The sequence below is a fragment of the Paucibacter sp. PLA-PC-4 genome (assembly GCF_026241155.1).
Classification (GTDB): Bacteria; Pseudomonadota; Gammaproteobacteria; order Burkholderiales; family Burkholderiaceae_C; genus Roseateles_E.
This window is the reverse complement of the sequence record NZ_JAPFGP010000012.1, coordinates 121,694-140,701: the sequence shown is the minus strand read 5'-3', so window position 1 is coordinate 140,701 and position 19,008 is coordinate 121,694. Positions and strand designations below refer to the sequence as shown.

Annotated in this window: 19 protein-coding genes; 14 read left to right on the top strand and 5 right to left on the bottom strand. The window is 66.4% G+C overall.

Annotation, left to right across the window (positions count from 1 at the left end):
• Window positions 1-77: 77 nt before the first annotated feature.
• On the bottom strand, window positions 78-530 hold the full coding sequence (locus tag OOZ63_RS18745) for a MaoC family dehydratase (RefSeq protein WP_266007116.1): 453 nt from the start codon (window positions 528-530) through the stop codon (window positions 78-80).
• A 3-nt stretch (window positions 531-533) separates the two neighbouring features.
• Window positions 534-1,160, bottom strand: a complete 627-nt coding sequence (locus tag OOZ63_RS18740; protein ID WP_266007115.1) for a ParA family protein — start codon at window positions 1,158-1,160, stop codon at window positions 534-536.
• An 85-nt stretch (window positions 1,161-1,245) separates the two neighbouring features.
• Here OOZ63_RS18740 and OOZ63_RS18735 point away from each other — a divergent pair, with 85 nt between their 5' ends.
• The gene (locus OOZ63_RS18735) at window positions 1,246-1,677 is read left to right on the top strand and encodes a DUF1841 family protein (RefSeq protein ID WP_266007114.1); all 432 of its coding nucleotides are present in this window, start codon (window positions 1,246-1,248) and stop codon (window positions 1,675-1,677) included.
• 31 nt (window positions 1,678-1,708) lie between these two features.
• Here OOZ63_RS18735 and OOZ63_RS18730 read toward each other — a convergent pair whose 3' ends face one another.
• The 3 genes from OOZ63_RS18730 to flgA form a co-directional block, all read right to left on the bottom strand.
• Complete coding sequence (locus OOZ63_RS18730; protein ID WP_137943252.1) at window positions 1,709-2,098, bottom strand: hypothetical protein; 390 nt, start codon at window positions 2,096-2,098, stop codon at window positions 1,709-1,711.
• Between the two features lie 100 nt (window positions 2,099-2,198).
• Window positions 2,199-2,519, bottom strand: a complete 321-nt coding sequence (gene flgM, locus OOZ63_RS18725; RefSeq protein ID WP_266007113.1) for a flagellar biosynthesis anti-sigma factor FlgM — start codon at window positions 2,517-2,519, stop codon at window positions 2,199-2,201.
• 123 nt (window positions 2,520-2,642) lie between these two features.
• Window positions 2,643-3,398: a flagellar basal body P-ring formation chaperone FlgA gene (gene flgA / locus OOZ63_RS18720; RefSeq protein ID WP_266007112.1), complete on the bottom strand. Its 756-nt coding sequence runs from the start codon at window positions 3,396-3,398 to the stop codon at window positions 2,643-2,645.
• A 137-nt stretch (window positions 3,399-3,535) separates the two neighbouring features.
• Between flgA and flgB the strand changes: the two genes are divergently transcribed.
• Genes flgB through OOZ63_RS18655 form a run of 13 tightly spaced genes read left to right on the top strand, consistent with a single transcriptional unit; the run spans window position 3,536 to window position 18,983 of the window.
• On the top strand, window positions 3,536-3,949 hold the full coding sequence (flgB, locus tag OOZ63_RS18715) for a flagellar basal body rod protein FlgB (RefSeq protein ID WP_266007111.1): 414 nt from the start codon (window positions 3,536-3,538) through the stop codon (window positions 3,947-3,949).
• Between the two features lie 16 nt (window positions 3,950-3,965).
• Entirely contained in the window at window positions 3,966-4,382 is a 417-nt protein-coding gene (gene flgC / locus OOZ63_RS18710) for a flagellar basal body rod protein FlgC (RefSeq protein ID WP_137943255.1), read from the top strand.
• Between the two features lie 22 nt (window positions 4,383-4,404).
• Window positions 4,405-5,061: a flagellar hook assembly protein FlgD gene (locus tag OOZ63_RS18705; RefSeq protein ID WP_266007110.1), complete on the top strand. Its 657-nt coding sequence runs from the start codon at window positions 4,405-4,407 to the stop codon at window positions 5,059-5,061.
• 48 nt (window positions 5,062-5,109) lie between these two features.
• Window positions 5,110-6,483, top strand: coding sequence for a flagellar hook protein FlgE (gene flgE / locus OOZ63_RS18700; protein ID WP_266007109.1), 1,374 nt, complete (start codon window positions 5,110-5,112; stop codon window positions 6,481-6,483).
• 19 nt (window positions 6,484-6,502) lie between these two features.
• Window positions 6,503-7,231: a flagellar basal-body rod protein FlgF gene (gene flgF, locus OOZ63_RS18695; RefSeq protein WP_266007108.1), complete on the top strand. Its 729-nt coding sequence runs from the start codon at window positions 6,503-6,505 to the stop codon at window positions 7,229-7,231.
• A gap of 9 nt (window positions 7,232-7,240) precedes the next feature.
• Window positions 7,241-8,023 carry a flagellar basal-body rod protein FlgG gene (gene flgG, locus OOZ63_RS18690; RefSeq protein ID WP_137943259.1) on the top strand — a complete coding sequence of 261 codons (783 nt, stop codon included), beginning with the start codon at window positions 7,241-7,243 and terminating at the stop codon, window positions 8,021-8,023.
• Window positions 8,024-8,040: 17 nt separating this feature from the next.
• The gene (locus tag OOZ63_RS18685; protein ID WP_266007107.1) at window positions 8,041-8,712 is read left to right on the top strand and encodes a flagellar basal body L-ring protein FlgH; all 672 of its coding nucleotides are present in this window, start codon (window positions 8,041-8,043) and stop codon (window positions 8,710-8,712) included.
• Between the two features lie 42 nt (window positions 8,713-8,754).
• Window positions 8,755-9,882 (top strand): flagellar basal body P-ring protein FlgI, encoded by a 1,128-nt coding sequence (locus OOZ63_RS18680; RefSeq protein ID WP_416234754.1) that lies wholly within the window; start codon window positions 8,755-8,757, stop codon window positions 9,880-9,882.
• Window position 9,883: 1 nt separating this feature from the next.
• On the top strand, window positions 9,884-10,741 hold the full coding sequence (gene flgJ, locus OOZ63_RS18675) for a flagellar assembly peptidoglycan hydrolase FlgJ (protein ID WP_266007106.1): 858 nt from the start codon (window positions 9,884-9,886) through the stop codon (window positions 10,739-10,741).
• A 32-nt stretch (window positions 10,742-10,773) separates the two neighbouring features.
• Window positions 10,774-12,765 carry a flagellar hook-associated protein FlgK gene (gene flgK, locus OOZ63_RS18670; RefSeq protein WP_266007105.1) on the top strand — a complete coding sequence of 664 codons (1,992 nt, stop codon included), beginning with the start codon at window positions 10,774-10,776 and terminating at the stop codon, window positions 12,763-12,765.
• A 45-nt stretch (window positions 12,766-12,810) separates the two neighbouring features.
• On the top strand, window positions 12,811-14,028 hold the full coding sequence (gene flgL, locus OOZ63_RS18665; protein ID WP_266007104.1) for a flagellar hook-associated protein FlgL: 1,218 nt from the start codon (window positions 12,811-12,813) through the stop codon (window positions 14,026-14,028).
• A 6-nt stretch (window positions 14,029-14,034) separates the two neighbouring features.
• Complete coding sequence (locus OOZ63_RS18660; protein WP_266007103.1) at window positions 14,035-15,225, top strand: EAL and HDOD domain-containing protein; 1,191 nt, start codon at window positions 14,035-14,037, stop codon at window positions 15,223-15,225.
• A gap of 29 nt (window positions 15,226-15,254) precedes the next feature.
• On the top strand, window positions 15,255-18,983 hold the full coding sequence (locus tag OOZ63_RS18655; protein ID WP_266007102.1) for a PAS domain S-box protein: 3,729 nt from the start codon (window positions 15,255-15,257) through the stop codon (window positions 18,981-18,983).
• Window positions 18,984-19,008: the final 25 nt, after the last annotated feature.

Sequence of the window (19,008 nt, the reverse complement as noted above, 5' to 3'; positions counted from 1 at the left end):
CATAGGCAAGTGCTCCGGGCTTGGGCACAACCCTCATGGGGGATATCGCTGCCGCATTGGTTCGCAATTCGAACAAGTCAGAGGTAGCGCCGCGTCAGCGACTCCGCCACGCAGACCGGCTTGGCAAAGCCCTCGCACTCCACACTCACCTGCACCGCCAGCTGTGCCCCGCCCTCGATAGGCTCGTAGGACAGCAGCGTGAAACGCGCCCGCAAACGGCTGCCCACGGGCACCGGTGCGGGAAAGCGCACCTTATTGAGACCGTAGTTGATGCCCATGCGACTGTCCGCGACGCGAAAACCGCTGTCGAAAAAGGCCGGCAGCAGGCTCAGCGTCAGGAACCCATGGGCAATGGTCGCGCCAAACGGCCCGGCTGCCGCCCGCGCGGGGTCGGTATGTATCCATTGCTGGTCGTCGGTGGCGTCGGCAAAGCGCTGGATGCGGGCCTGGTCGACCTCGATCCAGTCGCTCAGGCCGATTTCCTGTCCCTGCAGCTCGGCCAGATCGGCCAGGCATTCGAAAGTCCGCATCGTCTAGTGGTCCAGCCAATCCCCCAGCGCCTGCCATTGCGCCAGATCACGCTCGACCCGGCTGGGAGCGACGTCCCACAGGGTCAGACCGCGGGCCGCCAGTTGCACATAGTTCTGGGTGTCGCGCAGCATGCCCAGCACCGGCAGCGCCAGGCCCTGCACGAACTGCTGCAGCTGCTGGGCCGACAGGGTGCCCTCGCGCGCGCGCATCCCCACCAGGGCCAGTTGCGGGCTCTTGCCGCCCGACTGCGCCTGCAGATCTTGCAGGGTCTGCAGGAATCCGTATGTCGCCTGGATGTCAAAAAGACTGGGCTGCAGCGGAATCAGAAGTTTGTCGGCCAGTGCGTGCAGCGAAGCGAGCTTCTTGCCATGCAGCCCGGCCGGCGTGTCCAGCACCACATGGCTGACGCCCTTGGGCGGCCTCAACAGGCCCTTGGCTTCGACATCCCAGCTCTGGATGACCGGCAGATGCGTCGCTCGCAAGGCCAGCCACTGGCGGGCCGACTGCTGGCTGTCGACGTCACCCAGCATCACCGCATGCCCTTGGCGGGCGTAGTAGCCGGCAATATTGCTGGCCAGCGTGCTTTTTCCGACGCCCCCCTTGGGGTTGGCGACCAGGATCACGGGCATGAAGTCTCCTGAGCAATCACGGGGAAACCATCGTAGCCGCGCCGCGCCGCGCACCGCAATGCGGGTGAACAGCGACAATAGCGCGATGTTTGCCCCCTCCCAAATCGAGGTGCGCCGTTTTTTCTGCGCCACCTACCGCAAGCTGCGCGACGGTGCGCCGCTGATCCCGATGGAAGCCATTGCCGCGCAGTGGATTGACGAGCACCCCGAATACCACGCCGAACTGGCCGACGAGGAGACCGCCGTCAACACCGTCTACACGGTCGAAGAAGGCAGGACCAACCCCTTTTTGCATCTCTCGATGCATCTGACCATTACCGAGCAGCAGTCAATCGACCAGCCCACCGGCATCCGCCAGGCCATCGCGCTGCTGGCAGCCAAGCGCCAATCGATGCACGAGGCGCAACATGCCGCCATGGACTGCCTGGGCGAGATGATCTGGGCCTCGCAGCGCAGCGGCCTGCCGCCCGATGGCCATGCCTATTTGGAGTGCGTACGCAAGAAAGCCACCTCTTGAGGTGGCTTTGGCAGGTGGGGGAGAGCTCGGATCAGGCCTGGTAGGACCCGCCGCCCAGCGACTTGCGCTCGTTTTTGCCCAGCGCCGAGTACAGCCCGCTGGCCTCGCCGGGCATCAGCACGTCGATCGCACGGTCTAGCGCGGCGGTGGCGCGAGCCAGCGACTCGCGCTGCGCGGCGACACGGCCGCCGGCCTGCACCAGACGGTGGCGCAGATTGGGCGGCACCTGGCCGCTGCGTGCGGCTTCGCTGAACATCGCGATCGCCTCGGCCAGGGCCTGGTGCAGCGCGCTGGCATGCAGCTCGATCGCCTGGCTGTCGCGCCGCAGCAAGGCCTCGCCCAACAGATTCAGGCAGCCTTCGACGGCCAGCAAGGGCTGCTCCAACGCCTGGCCCAAGGCCGCGTCTGGCAAGCTCGTCATTTCGGAAGTGGGCAAGGCGTGCATAGCGGTACCCGCCGCAAGGCGTTGATATTCGGTCAGCAAAAACAGTCAAACAGCGCCGGCTCGCACCGGCCGCCGCTCAGTGGGGCGCCACTCGGCTCAGCATTTCCTGGGCATTGGCAATCAGTTTGTCGGCCACCGCCTCGGCATTGATGCCGAACTTGCCGTCGGTGATGGCCTGGGAAATCCGTCCGACCTTCTCGGCGTCGAAGCTACCTTCCTCGGACACACCGGCGAGCAAGGCGCTGGCGTTGCTTGACAACGCGATCTTGGCACTGGCCTCCGGCGTCTTGCCGCCGGCGGCTTCGGCCGTCTTGGCACGGCCGGCGTCAGCGGCGGCGGGTCTATCCGTCCCGGCCGTCACTGGCGCCATCGTTTCTGGGCTGTTACCGATTTTCATGCTGCTCTCCATAGCTCAAGGCATCGCCCAAAGCTGTCCAGGTTTTTCGGTGTATCGACCCTTCCCCGCGGGACTTTAGAACTATCGCAAAACTGCGGGGCCAAACGCCCCCCTGTGCCTGCCTCATAGCAGCACCTCCACACGACGCTCACCGACCGCGCGGCCGGTCACGGTACGGCCATTCTCGAAACGGATCCGGACATCTTGGCCTTCCAGGCCCGGCTCCATGGCCTGGCCTTCGCTGGCAATAGCATAGCCGGCACCGCTGGCGAGCACCTGCACGCGCTCGCCGGCGGCAAACCAGCGCCGCTGTTTCAGATCCGTGCTGCGCACCGCCTCACCGACCACCAGGGGTCGCTGCAAGCTGCGCCCGTCGAGAAGGCCGGCGTCGGTGAACACCTGGCCGGACTCGGCAGCTATATCAATGTCGGCCGATTGCAGCTGGGCTTGAGACAAGACGGTGCCAGCCGGCAAGGCGGTGGTGGCCACCAGCACCCGGGCATAGACCTGCACCTGTACAGGCAGGCTGACGTTCCAGCGCGCCTGGCCGTCGACGCAGCGCAAGCCGATGCGGCTGCGCCCCCACATTTTCATGCCGCTGGGCAGATAGGGCTGGACCTGGGCGCAGGGCGCCAGGCGCAACCGCGCATCAAGCTGGCCCAGCTGCACCTCGATGCGCGCCTCCGGCGGCGCGCCAGCACGGGCACCGGCCAGCGCCAACGCCTGCACGCGGCTCAGCAGCTCAGGGCTCAGGCTCGACGGCGTCTGCGCTGTCGCGCCCGTCGCTGCCAGGCACAGCGCGAGCCCGGCGCCGAAGGCGCGGGTGCGGCTGGCCACGAGGGCAACAACGGCAGCGAAAGGGCGGGCTTTTTGAAGCATGGGGCGACTGTAGGCCCGAGCTGCCCACTCCTGAGGGCCGAAATGCGCAGCAAAGCCCGCTCTATTCCCGCTAATGTTTTTCGACCTGCCCAACACAATCCATCTCAACTGCCCGGACTGCCACCGAGGTCCCCATCATGATCAACCGACTGACCGACACGCTGAACTTCCAGACCCAGGCCCTGAGCCTGCGGTCGGAGCGCCAGCGCCAGCTCGCCAGCAATATCGCCAATGCCGACACCCCGGGCTACCAGGCCCGGGACATGGACTTCGCGCGGGCGCTGCGCGAAGCCACCGGTTCCAGCGCGGTGCCCGGCGCAATGTCAACCACCAGCAAGGGTCATATGGCGCCGCTGGCCGGTGCCCGCGCTGACGGCAACAAGCTCTACTCCGCCGCCGCCCAGACCAATCTGGACAGCAACTCGGTCGACATGGATCGGGAACGCGCCAACTTCGCCGACAACGCGGTGAAGTACGAGGCCACCCTTCGCTTCATCAATGGCAGCGTGCGCACCACGATGGACGCGATGAAGTCGCACAACGCGGCCTGATCCGCAGGAGAAGCCCATGTCGATGTTCCAGATCTTCAGCGTCTCGGGCAGCGCAGTCAGCGCGCAGAGCCAGCGACTCAACATCGTCGCCAGCAACCTCGCCAATGCCGACACCGTGGCGGGCCCCGACGGCCAGGCCTACAAGGCGCGCCAGGTGGTGTTCCAGACCGCACTGATGGGCGCCGGAGAAAACCTCGGTGCCGCCGGCGTGCGGGTGGCTCAGATCAGCGAAGACCAGACCGAGGGCCGGCGCGTGCACGACCCCAAGCACCCCAAGGCGGATGCCGAGGGCTATGTGACTTACAGCAATGTCAACACGGTGGAAGAGATGGTCAACATGATCTCGGCCTCGCGTTCCTATCAAAACAATATCGAGGTGATGAGCACGGCCAAGAGCCTGCTGCTCAAGACCTTGCAACTGGGCCAGGGCTGAGCCCGGGCCGGGAGGACTCCTGATGGACGTCGCAACGCTCAACAAGCTCAACGGTGGCAGCGGCACCGCCTCGGCCACCAAGAATGCGGCCGATACCCAGGACCGCTTCTTGAAGCTGCTGGTCGCGCAGATGCAGAACCAGGACCCGATGAACCCGATGGACAACGCCCAGGTGACCAGCCAGATGGCGCAGATCCAGACGGTCACCGGCGTGCAAGGCCTGAACACCACGATCCAGGGCCTGACCTCGCAGTTCACCCAGCTGCAGGCCCTGCAGTCGGTGGCCCTGGTCGGCCACGATGTAGCGCTGGCCAGCAACAACCTGGTGATCAACAAGTCCGCCGACGGCGTCGCCACCGGCAAGGGCTCCTACGACCTGACAGGCGCGGCTGACAAGGTCAAGCTCGAGGTGCTGAGTCCGGCCGGCCTGGTGGTCGACACGGTGGAGCTCGGCGCCCAGAGCGCGGGCCTGCACAAATTCACCTGGCCTGCCGACAAGGCGGTCGGCTACGACAGTCTGAACTTCCGCATCACCGCCAGCCGCGGCACGACCCAAGTCGCCTCGACACCTTACGCCACCGACAAGGTGGTGGCAGTCAGCACCAATGGCGCCAAGCTGCAGGTCAAGCTCGAAGGCATGGGCATCGTCGACTACAGCCTGATCAAGATGGTTGACTGACGACCGCCCTCCCAATACCGATACCGCATAAGTTCAAGGAAAAGCATCATGGGCTTCCAACAAGGTCTCTCCGGTCTGAATGCCTCGAGCAAAAACCTCGATGTCATCGGCAATAACATCGCCAATGCCAACACCTACGGCACCAAGTCTTCGCGGGCCGAGTTCTCCGATATGTATGCCACCGCGCTCAACGGTGCCGGCGCCAACAATGTGGGCATCGGCGTGCAGCTGGCGGCCGTGGCCCAGCAGTTCACCCAGGGCAACATCTCGATCACCGAGAACCCGATGGACTTGGCGATCAACGGCGGCGGCTTCTTCCAGCTCAGCGACGGCAAGAGCCCGGTGGTCTACAGCCGCAACGGCCAGTTCAAGGTCGATCGCGAAGGCTTCATCGTCAACAACGACAAACTCAAGCTGCTCGGCTATCCGGCCGACGGTACCGGTGTGATTCAGCCGGGCCTGGCCCAGCCGCTGCAGCTGCCCACCAAGGGCATCGAGCCGCAGACCACCTCCACGATCAAGATGGAGTTCAATCTGGACTCGCGCGCTAAGCCGACCGCGCCCTACACCTTGTCCGACCCGCTGGACCCCAACTCCAAAGTCGATGGCCTGGGCATCAAGCTCAAGGATCCGACGACCTACAACAACGCCACCTCGCTGACCGTCTATGACCAGAAGGGCCAGCCAGTTGCCGTGACCCTGTACTACCAGCGCGCGCACAACCCCGACGCCAGCGGCAACACGGTCTGGAATGTCTATGTGACGGCCAATGGCGAGCCGGTCAGCGTCGCTGCAGACGGCTCCGACATCACCGCCCCCGACAAGAACGAGCCGCCGCTGCCCTACGCCCAGCTGACCTTCCCGCCGACCGGCGGCAGCCCGGTGTTCCCGCCGCCCGGCACCCTGCTGGATCTGCGCATTCCAGCCGGCACCAACTCTGCCGGCGCGCCGACCCTGCCCATCCCTTTCGACCCCGCCGGCCCGGCGATCAGCTTCGACGTGCTGGGCGCCACTGAGAACGGTTCGAGCTTCGCCGTCACCGATTTGACCCAGGACGGCTATGCGCCGGGCCAGCTGACCGGCATCGTGGTCGAAGAGAACGGCGTCGTCACCGCCCGCTACTCGAACGGCGAATCCAAGCCGGCCGGTCAGTTGGAGCTGGCCAATTTCCGCAATATGCAAGGCCTGCAACCGCTGGGCGGCAATGTCTGGGCCCGCACCAACACTTCGGGGGACCCGGTGGTGGGCACGCCCGGAGACGGCAATATGGGCGCGCTGCAGCCCGGTGCGCTGGAAGAGTCGAATGTGGACCTGACGGCCGAGCTGGTGAATATGGTGACCGCGCAGCGCACCTACCAAGCCAATGCCCAGACCATCAAGACCCAGGACCAGGTACTGCAGACCCTGGTGAACTTGCGTTAAACCCGACTGAGGCCAGACCATGGACCGCATGATTTACCTGTCGATGGCCGGCGCGAAGGCGTCGATGCAGCGCCAGGATGTGCTGGCCAACAATCTGGCCAATGTCTCGACCAATGGCTTTCGCGCCGAGCTGCAGGCCTTCCGGGCCGTGCCGGTGCGCGGCGATGGCGCCAGCACCCGCGCCTACGCGCTGGAGACCACGATAGGCCACAGCGACCAGCCCGGCGTCATCAACACGACCGGCCGCAATCTGGACGTGGCCATGCAGGGCAATGCCTGGCTGGCCGTGCAAGGCCTGGACGGCACCGAGGCCTACACCCGGGCCGGTGCCATCGATGTCAATGCCGAAGGACTGCTGGTGCTGCGCAACGGCCTGCAGGTGCTCGGCGACGGTGGGCCCATCACGGTGCCTCCCGACAGCGAGGTCCATGTGGGCGGCGACGGCACCGTCACCGCCAAACTGCCGACCGGCAATCCGATCAATATCGGCCGGCTCAAGCTGGTCACGCCCGAGGCGCCGCTGACACGCGGCACCGATGGCCTGTTCCGCGCAGCCGATGGCGACCTGCCGGCCGACCCGAATGCCCGGCTGCAAGACGGCGCACTGGAGGGCAGCAATGTCAGCCCGGTCGAGACCATGGTCAGCATGATCGCCGCCGCCCGCCAATTCGAGCAGCAGATGAAGCTCTTGCAAATCGCCCAGACCCAGGGCCAGCAATCCGCCAAGCTGCTTGGTACGACTCAATAAGGACGCGCCATGATCCGCTCACTCTGGATTGCCAAGACCGGGATGGAAGCCCAGCAAATGCAGCTGGACACCATCTCACACAACCTCTCCAATGTTGCCACCAACGGCTTCAAGCGCTCTCATGCGGTGTTCGAGGACCTGATCTACCAGAACCTGCGTCAGACCGGAGCCAACACCACCGAGCAGACCGTGCTTCCGACCGGACTGCAGGTGGGCCTGGGCGTGCGCCCGGTCGCCACCTCGCGTAACTTCAGCCAGGGCAATCTGCAGCAGACCAGCAACAACCTGGATCTGGCGATCAAGGGCAATGGCTTTTTCCAGATCCAGATGCCTGACGGCACGACCAACTACACCCGCGACGGCAGTTTCCAGCTCGACGCCAACGGTCAGATCGTCACCAACAACGGCTACACGGTGCTGCCCGGCATCACCGTGCCCAACAACGCCCAGACCCTGACAATAGGCCAGGACGGCACAGTCAGCGTCACGGTGCCGGGCAATCCGTTGCCGCAAACCCTGGGGCAGATCCAGGTGGCGAATTTCGTCAATCCGGCCGGCCTGGACCCCAAGGGTCAGAACCTGTTCGCCGAAACCGCCTCCTCAGGCACACCCAATGCCGGCGCCCCCAATGCCAATGGCCTGGGCGCGCTGCAGCAGGGCTTTGTTGAAACCTCCAACGTCAATGTGGTGGAAGAGCTGGTGCAAATGATCCAGACCCAGCGCGCCTATGAGCTGAACTCCAAGGCAGTGCAGACCTCGGATCAGATGCTGCAAAAGCTCACCCAGATCTAAAACCCGGGAGACTGACCATGCGCATGCCGTTGATCCCGCCTCTGGCCATCGCCCTGCTGCTGGGCGGCTGCGCCAGCCTGCAGCAACCCCGCGTGGAACTGCAAAGCACCCCGGTGGTGCAGCTGCCGCTTATGCCTCCCCCAGCGGCGGCCAACGGCGCCATCTACCAGTCCGCCAGCTACCGTCCCCTGTTCGAGGACCACCGCGCCCGCCTGGTCGGCGACACAGTCACGATCCAGATCGTCGAGCGCATCAGCGCCAGCCAGAGCTCCAGCAGCGCGCTCGACAAGAGCGGCAGCCTGACGGGCGCCATCACTGCCTTGCCCGGCATCAATCCCGCTTCGCTGGGCCGCGCCACCGTCGGTGCCAGCACTGCCAACACCTCAGCCGGCAAGGGCAGCAACCAAAATACCAATGAATTCAGCGGCAGCATCACAGCCGTGGTCACCGGTGTGCTCCCCAATGGCCACCTGATGATCACCGGCGAGAAGCAGATCGGCGTCAACAACAACGTCGACGTGCTGCGATTTTCCGGGCAAGTCGATCCGCGCGCCATCCAGCAGGGCAATAGCGTGTCCTCGGCGGCGGTGGCCAATGTTCGCATCGAGCAGCGCGGCCGTGGCGCGACCGATCAAGCGCACGGAATAGGCTGGTTGTCACGCTTCTTTTTAAGCCTTTCACCGACTTAAGTTTGCCCAGAATCGGTCGCATAAGTCTTTGATGCGACCGCCATGCAAACCCTCCTCCTGACCCCCTTCAAGCCGCTGCTCGCGCTGCTGCCATTGCTGATGGCTGCGCTGCTGGCCGGCCCGGCCGAGGCAGCCCGCATCAAGGAAGTGGCCGCCGTGGCCGGCGTACGCAGCAATCCATTGAGTGGCTACGGGCTTGTCGTCGGTCTGGACGGCACGGGCGACCAGACCACCCAGGCCCCCTTCACTGGCCAGAGCCTGGCCGCAATGCTGCAGCAGTTCGGCGTGATCCTGCCGCCGGGCGTGACGATGCAGCCCCGCAATATCGCCGCCGTGATGGTGACAACCCAACTTCCAGCCTTTGCCCAGCCAGGGCAGCCACTGGACATCGCGGTTTCCTCGATCGGCAACTCCAAGAGCCTGCGCGGCGGCACCCTGATCGCCACGCCCTTGCGCGGCGCCGACGGCCAGGTCTACGCAATCGCCCAGGGCAATCTGGTGGTCGGCGGCGCCGGCGCCTCGGCCGGCGGGTCCAAGGTGCAGATCAATCATCTGAGTGCGGGCCGCATTCCGGGCGGCGCCCTGGTCGAGCGTTCGGTGCCGACCGCGTTGCAAACCGGCGACTTCATCCAGCTCGACCTGAACTCGATCGACTACACCACCGCCCGCGCGGTGGCCGCCGCGATCAACCGCGCCAAGGGCCCGGGAACCGCCCAGGCCCTGGACGGCCGGGTCGTGCGCGTGCGCGCACCGAGCAACCCGGATGAGCGCGTGAGCTTCCTGGCCGATATGGAAAATCTGCCGCTGGATCTGGCCGTGCCGGCCGCCCGCGTCGTCATCAATGCCCGCACCGGCTCGGTCGTGATGAACCAGGCCGTCACGCTGGCCCCCTGCGCGGTGGCCCATGGCAATCTGTCTGTCACGATCAGCTCGACCCCGGTGATCAGCCAGCCCAACGCCCTGTCCGGCGGCCAAACCGTGGTGGCCGAGAAGACCGATATCGCGATCAACCAGGCCCCCGGCGCGCTGATACAGCTGCCAGCCGGGGCGCAGCTGGCCGAGGTGGTGAAGGCGCTAAATGCGCTGGGCGCGACACCCCAGGACCTGCTGGCGATTTTGCAAGCGATGAAGAGCGCCGGCGCGATCACCGCCGAGCTGGAGGTGATTTGAGATGTCGTTCAATCCCCTGCCCCTGAGCACCCGCAGCAGCGCCGGCTCGGTCAGCGACAATCGCAGCATCGAGTCGCTGCGCGCGGCCGCCGCGCGCGACCCCAAGGCCAGCATCCGCGAGACCGCCAAGCAGTTCGAATCGCTGTTCATGCAGGAGGTGATGAAGAGCATGCGCGCCTCCACACTGTCTTCGGGCATGCTGGAGAACTCAGCCACCCAGCTGGGCACCGAGATGCTGGACACCCAGTTTGCCGGCAAGATGACCGGCCTGCCCGGCGGTCTGACCGACGCGATCACGCGCCAGCTGCAGCGCCAGATGGGCGTGGCCGCCGAGCCCGCCAAGGCGCTGCAACCGCTGCCGGCGCTGGCCAAGAAGAACATCGCCCCCCATGTGCAGAGCTTCATCCAGAAGCACGACGACGCCGCCAAGGCAGCCGAGCAGCAGACCGGCATCCCGGCTAGCTTCATGATCGCCCAGGCCGCCCACGAATCGGGCTGGGGCAAGCGCGAGATCACCGGCAAGGACGGCACCCCCTCCTTCAACGTCTTCGGCATCAAGGCCACCGCCAGCTGGACCGGCAAGGTTGCCGAAGTGCAGACGACCGAGTACATCAACGGCAAGCCGCAGAGGGTGATGGCCAAGTTCCGCGCCTACGACAGCTACGAGGACTCTTTCAAGGACTATGCGCGGCTGATCGGCACCAACTCCCGCTATAAGGATGTGGTCGCCAAGGCTGACACCGCCGAAGGCTTCGCCCGCGGTCTGCAGAAGGCCGGCTACGCCACCGATCCCGACTACGCCAGCAAGCTGGCCCGCGTCATCAACACCACCGTGCGCGTGCAGCGCGCGCTGGCCTGACGCGCCTACCAGCGTAAGAAGAGAGCCAAGCCATGGGAACCTCCGCACTGTTATCGCTGGGCATGCGCGCCATGTTCGCCAACCAGGCCGCGCTGCAGACCATTGGCCAGAACATCGCCAATGCCAATACACCCGGCTACTCGCGCCAGAGCGTCACACTGACCACGCCCGAGGGCCAGTTCACCGGCTCGGGCTACTTCGGCAAGGGCGTCAATGTCCAGACCGTCACGCGCGCCCACAACGAGTTCCTGACCAAGGAAGCGGCCGGCAGCAAGTCGGTGGCCTTCATGGACGCCACCCACGCCACCCAGCTGATCCAGCTGGAGAAGCTCTTCCCCCCGGGTGAGCGCGGCTTGGGCCAGGCGGCCAACCAGTTCCTCAATGCGATGGTCGATGTCTCGAGCAGGCCCTCCGATCTGTCGGCCCGCCAGGTGGTGCTGGGCCGGGCCAATGAGCTGGCCTCGCGATTCGCCAGCACCGGCCAACAGCTGGCCGATCTGCAGGCCGGCGTTGTCAGCGATCTGCGCACCAATGTCGACGTCGTCAACCAGCTCAGCAAGCAGATCGCTGCGGCCAATGACCAGATTGCCCGCGCCAATGGCACGGGCCACACCTCCAACGACCTGCTCGACAAGCGCGATCAACTGATTTCCGAGCTGAGTCAGTATGTGAAGGTCAGCACCCTGCCCTCCAGTGACGGCACCGTCGGCGTCTTCATCGGCGGCGGCCAGCGCCTGGTGCTGGGCAACCAGGCCCAGGACCTGACCCTGACCCCCGACCCCTATGACGGCTCACGCGTGCAGTTGAGCATCGACGAGGCCAACGGCGCGCGCGTGCTGGACGAGAGCAGCCTGACCGGCGGCTCGCTCAGCGCCTTGCTGAAGTACCAGAACAAGGACTTGCAGGACGCCCGCAACCTCGTCGGCCAGATGGCCGTCGCGATGGCCGAGCGCGTCAACGGCCAGCAGAAGCTGGGCCTGGATCTCTCCGGCACTGCCGGCTCCAACATCTTCTCCTACGCCCCGCCCCGCGCGCTGCCGTCCAACACCAATGCGCGTAACCCTGACGGCAGCTTCGCCTCGACACTGAGCCTGTCGGTCACCGATGCGACCCTGCTGCGCGCCGAGTCATATGTGCTGAAGGCCGACCCCAGTGGCGTGCCCGGCCAGTATGTGATGACAACCCGGCCGGGCGGAACCAGCGTCAGCCTCAGCGACACCCAGATCGAGCAGCAGTACGGCTTCACCGTCACCGCCGGTGGTGCGCCTATGGGCCCGAACGACAGCTTCCTGCTGGAGCCGGTGGCCCAGGCCGCCGTGACAATGAAGCGCGAGCTTGATGCCCCCAGCGGCATCGCTGCCGCCTCGCCGATTACTGCCGTGACTGGCACCGCCAATACCGGTACCGCCACCATTGCCTCGCTGTCGGTAGCCAACAGCAACTTTGCGCCAGCCCAGTATCCGGTGGCCATCGTGTTCCAGGGCGTTAACAACACCGACCCGAGCAAGCCGCCAGGCGTCGACTATGTGATGACGATGAACGACGGCACCATCGTCAACGGCACCTGGTACCCGGGCGAGGCGATGGGCAACTACCCGCTGCCGGCCGGCGACTTCGGCTTCCGGCTCGCGCTCAACGGCGTTCCCAAGGCCGGTGACACCGTCAATATAGACCCCACCAAGTCGGTCGCCACCAACAACGGCAATGCCCAGGCCTTCCTCGGCCTGCAGAAAGAAACCTTCATCGGCCGCGGCCAGAACGGCGTGGGCGCCACCCTGACCGACGCCTACGCGACCGCGATGTCCGATATCGGCTCGCGCGTGCAGGGCGCTGCCTATCTGTCCGAGGTCTCTACGAGCGTGGCCAGCAATGCCGAGTCGGTGCGCAGCAGCCAAGCCGGCGTCAACCTCGATGAGGAAGCCGCACGGCTGATGCAGTACCAGCAGGGTTACCAGGCCGCCGCCAAGGTGCTGCAGACCGGCCAGACCATTTTTGACGAGTTGCTCAGGATCGCGGCGCGCTGATCAGCGCCCCGCCACCTCTAGCCGTCCTCTTTCGGAGAATCCAGCATGCGCGTCAGTACTGCCAATATGTTCGACAGCAGCATCTCGACGCTGCAGCGGCGCCAGCAAAGCATGCAGGAGAGCCAGCAGAAGCTGACCTCGGGCAAGCGCATCGAATACGCCAGCGACGACCCCACCGGCGCGGCCCGTGCCGAGCGTGCGCTGTCATCGATCGAGCGTGTCGATGCCAATCAACGTGCGCTGGAGGCCAGCCGCAACAATATGTCGTTGGGCGAGTCAGCGCTGGGCGATGCCAACGAGATACTGCAGCAGATTCGCGAGGCCATGGTGGCAGCTGGCAATGCGACCTATAGCGATCCCGAGCGCGAAGGCCTGGCCAAGAAGATCACCGGGCTGCGCGACCAGCTGCTGTCGATCGCCAACCGCCCCGACGGCTCGGGAGGCTTTGTCTTCGCCGGCCAAGGCGCCGAGGGCGCGCCTTTCATCGATGCCCCCGGAGGCGTGACCTACATCGGCACACCCGGCTCGGTGCAAAGCGGCAATCTGGAACAGTACGCGATGAGCATCGACGGCCGCATGGCCTGGGAGCAGGCACGCAGCGGCAATGGCACCTTTGTCACCGCCGTACAGCCCAATACCGTCGACCCGAGCAACCCGCCAGCCAAGAGCTGGATCGATGCCGGCCGCGTCAGCAACCCAGCCTTGCTGACCGGATCGAGCTACCAGGTCCAGGTCAGTGGCAGCGGCGCCACGGCCACCTACTCGGTGCTCGACATCACCAATGGAACGACCGTCGCGACTGGCCCCTTCGCCTCGGGCAAGACTATCGACTTCGACGGCATCAGCGTGACGCTGACCGGTCAGGCCGCCGATGGCGATATGTTCAGCATCGAGCCGTCCGCAGTCGGCCTGGGCGTGTTCGATGTACTGGACGGCACCATTGCCGAGCTCCGCACGCCGCTGCGAGGCGATACGCAGATCGCCCAGACGAACGCGATGCGGCTGCGCGACCTGGACTCGGTGATCGGCAATATGCAGAACATGCGCACCGAAGTCGGTGAGCGCCTGAACAATCTGGACGGCAGCCAGTCGCGCATGAGCTCGCTAAAGCTCTACAACCAGACCGAGCAGTCGGCGGCCGAGGACCTGGACATGATCCAGGGGATTTCCGATTTCCAGAACCAGCAAGCCGGCTACGATGCGGCCCTGAAGACCTATGCCTCGGTACAGCGCATGTCGCTGTTCCAGTACCTCAATCTCTGAGCCTCGATGACCACCAACTCCCACAGCATTCTCGGCAGCCTGGCCCTCGGCTACGCCCCCATGATCGACCGGCAGCGCATGGTCACCGCGACCCGGCTGACGGTCTTCCCGCTGCGCCCCGATGCCCGACTCGACGCGGGCGAGCTGCTCGCCTCCGTGGCCGAGGCTTGGCCCGCCGATGGCGGCCCGGCCGTGCTCAACGTGCTCAGCGAAAGCCTCTTGCAAGGCCTGCTGGCGAGCCCGCCAAGCGCCAATTTGATGCTGGAGCTGCCGGCCTTCATGGCCACCGATCCAGCGCATGCCGAGGCCCTGCTGGCGCTGAAGAAGAACGGCAACACCCTGCTGCTTAAGGGCCGGCCGCTTCACGAGCTGGCCGCCGAGCTGCAGACCTGCTTCAAGTACGTGGCGCTCGATCTGGAGGATCAGCGCGCCAATCCGGCCCCGGTTGGCGCCCTGCCCAAGCTGATCTCTGGCCTGCGCGGCGCCGAGGATGTTGAGGCAGGCTTCGCCAGCGGAGCCGTCGGCGTGCTGGGCTGGCCGCTGGACGGCGCTTATGACGCACCGGCCGGCACCGCCAAGGCCGAGATCCAGGCCGATCTGCAGATCATTGTCCAGCTGATGAGCCAAGTCGACCAGGGCGAGGACATCGATAAGATGGAAGCCACACTCAAGCGCGACCCCAGCCTGGCCTTCAAGCTGTTGCGCTACATGAACTCGGCAGCCTTCGGCCTGCCGGTCGAGGTGTCCTCGTTCCGCCACGCAATCATGCTGCTGGGCTTCGCCCGACTCAAGCGCTGGCTGGCCCTGTTGCTGACGACGGCCAGCAAGGACCACACCATGCGTCCCGTCATGTATGGCGCGCTGCGCCGCGGCCTGCTGCTGGAAGAGCTGTCCAAGGGCATGGGGGACGCCGAGGCGCGCGACGAGATGTTCATTTGCGGCTTGTTCTCGCTGCTGGACCATATGCTCAAGCAGCCCTTCTCGCGCCTGCTGCAGTCCATTCCGGTGCCCGAGCGCGTACGCCAGGCCTTGGTGGAGCAGACCGGTCCCTACAAGCCCTATCTGGATCTGGTGCAGGCGATCGAGTCCGAGTCGGTGTTTGACTACCGCCATGCCGCCGAGCAGCTGATGCTGGGCGCCGAGGAGATCAACCACGCGCTGCTGCGCGCGCTGGCCAAGGCCCGCCAGCTGGAGTGAGCGGCAGGCCTCGCTACACTGCGGGCGCCATGCCCACCTCTCCCGCCCAGCTCTCGCTGCTGCCCCAGGACCTGGCCGCCTTGCGCGGCCTTATGGGCCTGCTCAGCGACCCGGTGCTGGTGCTGGACGGCGAGCTGCGCGTGCTGGAGGCCAACACGCCGGCCCAGCAACACCTCGATGTCGTGATCGGCCATGGCCTGCAGGCCAGCCTGGGCGGCCGTCTGCACGATTGGCTGCGGCTGGCCAGCGCGGCACAGGCGCAGGGCCGCCGCGCCCCGCCGACCCCGGCCCTAGCCCTGAACGGCGGTGGCCGCGCTCATCTGAGCCTACTTGCGCTACAGGCCGAGGAGGAGGATCCGGCCCGCTGGCTGCTGCACGCCCGTGTGCAGCAGGCCGTTGTGCCAGTCAGCCCACCAGTCAAAGCACTGAAACGCCCGGTGGCCCTGTCGAGCTCACCGGCGAGCGATCCTGCGGGCTCCGAGCTCGGCGCGGCCTGGGCCCGTGAGCTGGTGCATATTTTCTGGTCCTCGCCCTTCCCGGCCTACCTTCTCGACGGCCAGCAGCGACTGCAGGCCGCCAATGCGGCCTTTGCCGAGCTGTGCGGCCGCGAGCCCTCGGCACTGCAGGGTTTGGCGCTGGCCGAGCTGCTGGCGCCGGGCGACCGCGCCGGCCTGCGCCCGGCACGGCCGAACAGAGCCCTGGCCCGCTCGTTGGCGCGCGCAGTGGCCATGCCCGACGAATTTCGCCTGATAGACGGCAGCGGCCGCGAGCGCTGGATGCGCTGCACCCAGCACCGACTCAGCGCCTCCGACGCGCCCGAGCTGAGCCTAAATGTGCTTCAGGACCGCACCGCCGAGCAGGCCGCCCGCGAGCAGGCCGAGCGCGCCCAGACCGAGATGGAACAGTGGTTCGAGCTGAGCCCGCTGCCCATGGTGCTGTTCGACGAGAGTGGCCTGCTGCTGCGCGCCAACAGCGCCTTCGCGGAGCTGAGCCTGGCCAATCCGGCCAGCCTGCACGAGGCCGCGCCGGCGCTGCAGCAGTTGTTGGCATGGAGCGCCGGCCGGCCGCTGCCCGAGCTGCTGCAGGCCCAGCAGACCCTGCAGACCCAGGCCATGCTGATCGACCCTTCGGGTCGCACCCGCTGGATGCTGGGCCGGCTGCGGCCGCTGAGCTGGTCGGCCACGCAGGCGCAGCGCCGCTTCATGGCGGTGCTGGAGGACCGCAGCCTGGAGCAAGAGCGCGACCTCGCCCACCAGCAGCTCGATGCCTTGATGGACACCGCTGGCGTCGGCTTGGCCACCTTCCAGCAGGACGCCGGCTGGCTGCGCCCGCGCAGCGCCGGCGGCGGCGGCGAGAGTAGCAAGCGAAACAGTCTGGCCGGCCTTCAAGGCGTGGGCCGCGACATCGTCGAGCCCGATTCTCTGCCCGAGTTCGAGCGCTTGCAGCGCGCGCTGAAGACCGGTGACCGGGTCGAGGTTCGCTATGCGGTGCGCCACCCCGAGCTGGGCCGGCGCTGGCTCCTGACCCGCGTCGAGCCCGGCCAGTTGGCCTCGGGCCAGCGCACTACCTCGGTCGTAACCCTGGACGTGACGGCCCAGCAGCAGGCCGAGCGACGCAACGAACAGCTGCTGCGCGAGCTCTCCACCATCATGGACAGCTCGGGTGTCGGCATGGCCTATCTGCGCGCCAAACAGCTGCTGCGCTGCAACGGCGGCTTCGAGCAGATGCTGGGCCTGGACAGCGGCACCGTGCCGGGCACGCCGGTGGCGCGCCTTTTCGCGGCCCTGCCGAGCCTGGGCGAGCAGGTGCAGGAGGCGCTGTCGGCGCTGGACGCCAGCCAGAGCTTCGAGGCCGAGTTCGTTCAGGTCGGCTCGGACCGCTGGCTGTCACTGAGCCTGCGAAAGGTGCAGGGACCGGCCGACGAGGCGGTGGCGGTGATCAGCGACATCAGCCGGCTCAAAGCCCAGCAGGCCCAGCTGGAAACCCTGGTACAGGACCGCGAGTTGATGTTCAGCCTGTCCGATGTCGGCATGGCCATCCTGCGCCAGGGCAAGATCGCACGCGCCAACGAGGCGCTGGCCAGCATGAGCGGCTACCGAATCGGCGAGCTCAACGGTCTTGACCACCGCGAGCTGTTCGATTCCGAGTTTGACTACGAGCGTCAGAACCAAGCGATGCGCCAGGCGCTGGCCAGCAGCGGCCAGTGGCGCGGCGAGCGGCGCCTGCGCCGGCGTGACGGCGCGGGCCTGTGGATGCAGGTCAGCAAACGGGTGATGCGGCCCGGCGCACCGGACGAGGGCCTGATCGCGACCTATGTCAACGTCGACGACCGCTGGCGCGCCCAGCAGTCGTTGATGCTGCAGACCGAGCGGGAGCGCGCGGTGCTGGACTCGGTGCTGGTGGGCATCGTCACCGTCGGCCGCGGCGGCATCGAGTGGATGAACCGCTCGGCTCGGCGCATGTTCGGCGGCGACCTGGTCGCCTTTGCCGGTCAGCCGATGAGCATGGTGGCAACCCCTGACCCCAATCACCCGTTCCGCCAGACCCATTACCTTGACGAGCTGACGGAGGGCCAGGCCGAGACCTTCGAGTGCCGGCTGAAAGCGCGAGACGGGCGCGAGTTCTGGGTGGTCGGCAATGCTGTGGTGACCGGCGCTGAGCACAGCGGCCGCCAATTGACCTATGCGCTGCTGGACATCGAGCGGCGCCGCCAGGCCGAGGCACAGACGCTGCAGGCCCAGGTCTCGCTGCGCCGCATCATCGCGGCCGCGCCGCTGGCCATCAGCCTGCACGACGCCAAGACCCTGGCGGTCGAGCAGATCAATCAGGCGGCCGCCGCGCTGGCCGGCCGCAGCGAGGCCGAGCTGATCGGCGCCAGCCCCGAGATGATGTTCGGACCCGATCAGGGCGCCATCATCCGCGGCGATATGGAGGCGGCACTGCGTGTTGACGATGTGACGCAGCGCGAGTACCGCATCAGCCTGCGTGGCGAATCGCGCGTCTGGGACGCACGCTATCTGCACCTGGCCGATGTGGCCGATGCCGGTGGGCTCAGCGAGCCCGAGCAATTGCTACTGGTGGCCAGCGACGTGACCGAGCACCGCGCGGCAGAGGAAGCGCGCCTGGCCGCCGCGATCGCGCAGCGCGAGTTGCTGGTGCGCGAGGTGCATCACCGGATCAAGAACAATCTGCAAGGTGTGGCCGGCCTGCTGCAGCAGATCGCCTCGCGCCGCCCCGAAGTTGCCGGCGTGATCAGCGAGGCGGTCGGCCAGGTGCAAGCGATTGCCCAGGTCTATGGCCTGCAGGTCGGCTCGGCTGGACCCTTGCGCGTGCGCAAGGTGGTCGAGGCCATCATCGGCTCGGTGCAGCGCATGTCCGGGCGCACGATTGCGCTCAGCATCGAAGGGCCGCTGGCCGAAGATGTGCATCGCTGGGCCCTGCCCGAGGCCGAGTCGATTCCGATCGCCTTGACCCTCAACGAGCTGCTCAGCAATGCGATCAAGCACGGCAGTCAGCAGGCGCTGCATTGCGCGCTGGTCTGCCAGACCGACCGTGTCAGCCTGCGCATCGTCAATGAGGGCCGCTTGCCCGAGGGCTTCAAGCTGGCCAATGTGCCCGGCGGCGTGTCCGGCCTCGGCTTGGTACGGGCGCTGCTGCCGCGGCGCAGCGCCAAACTAAGCCTGGAGCAGGCGGGCGATCAGGTGGTCTGTCAGGTCGATCTGCTGCCGCCAAGTGTCAACCTGATGGCGCCTTTGTGAGTTGAGTGACAATGCGTCAAACAGC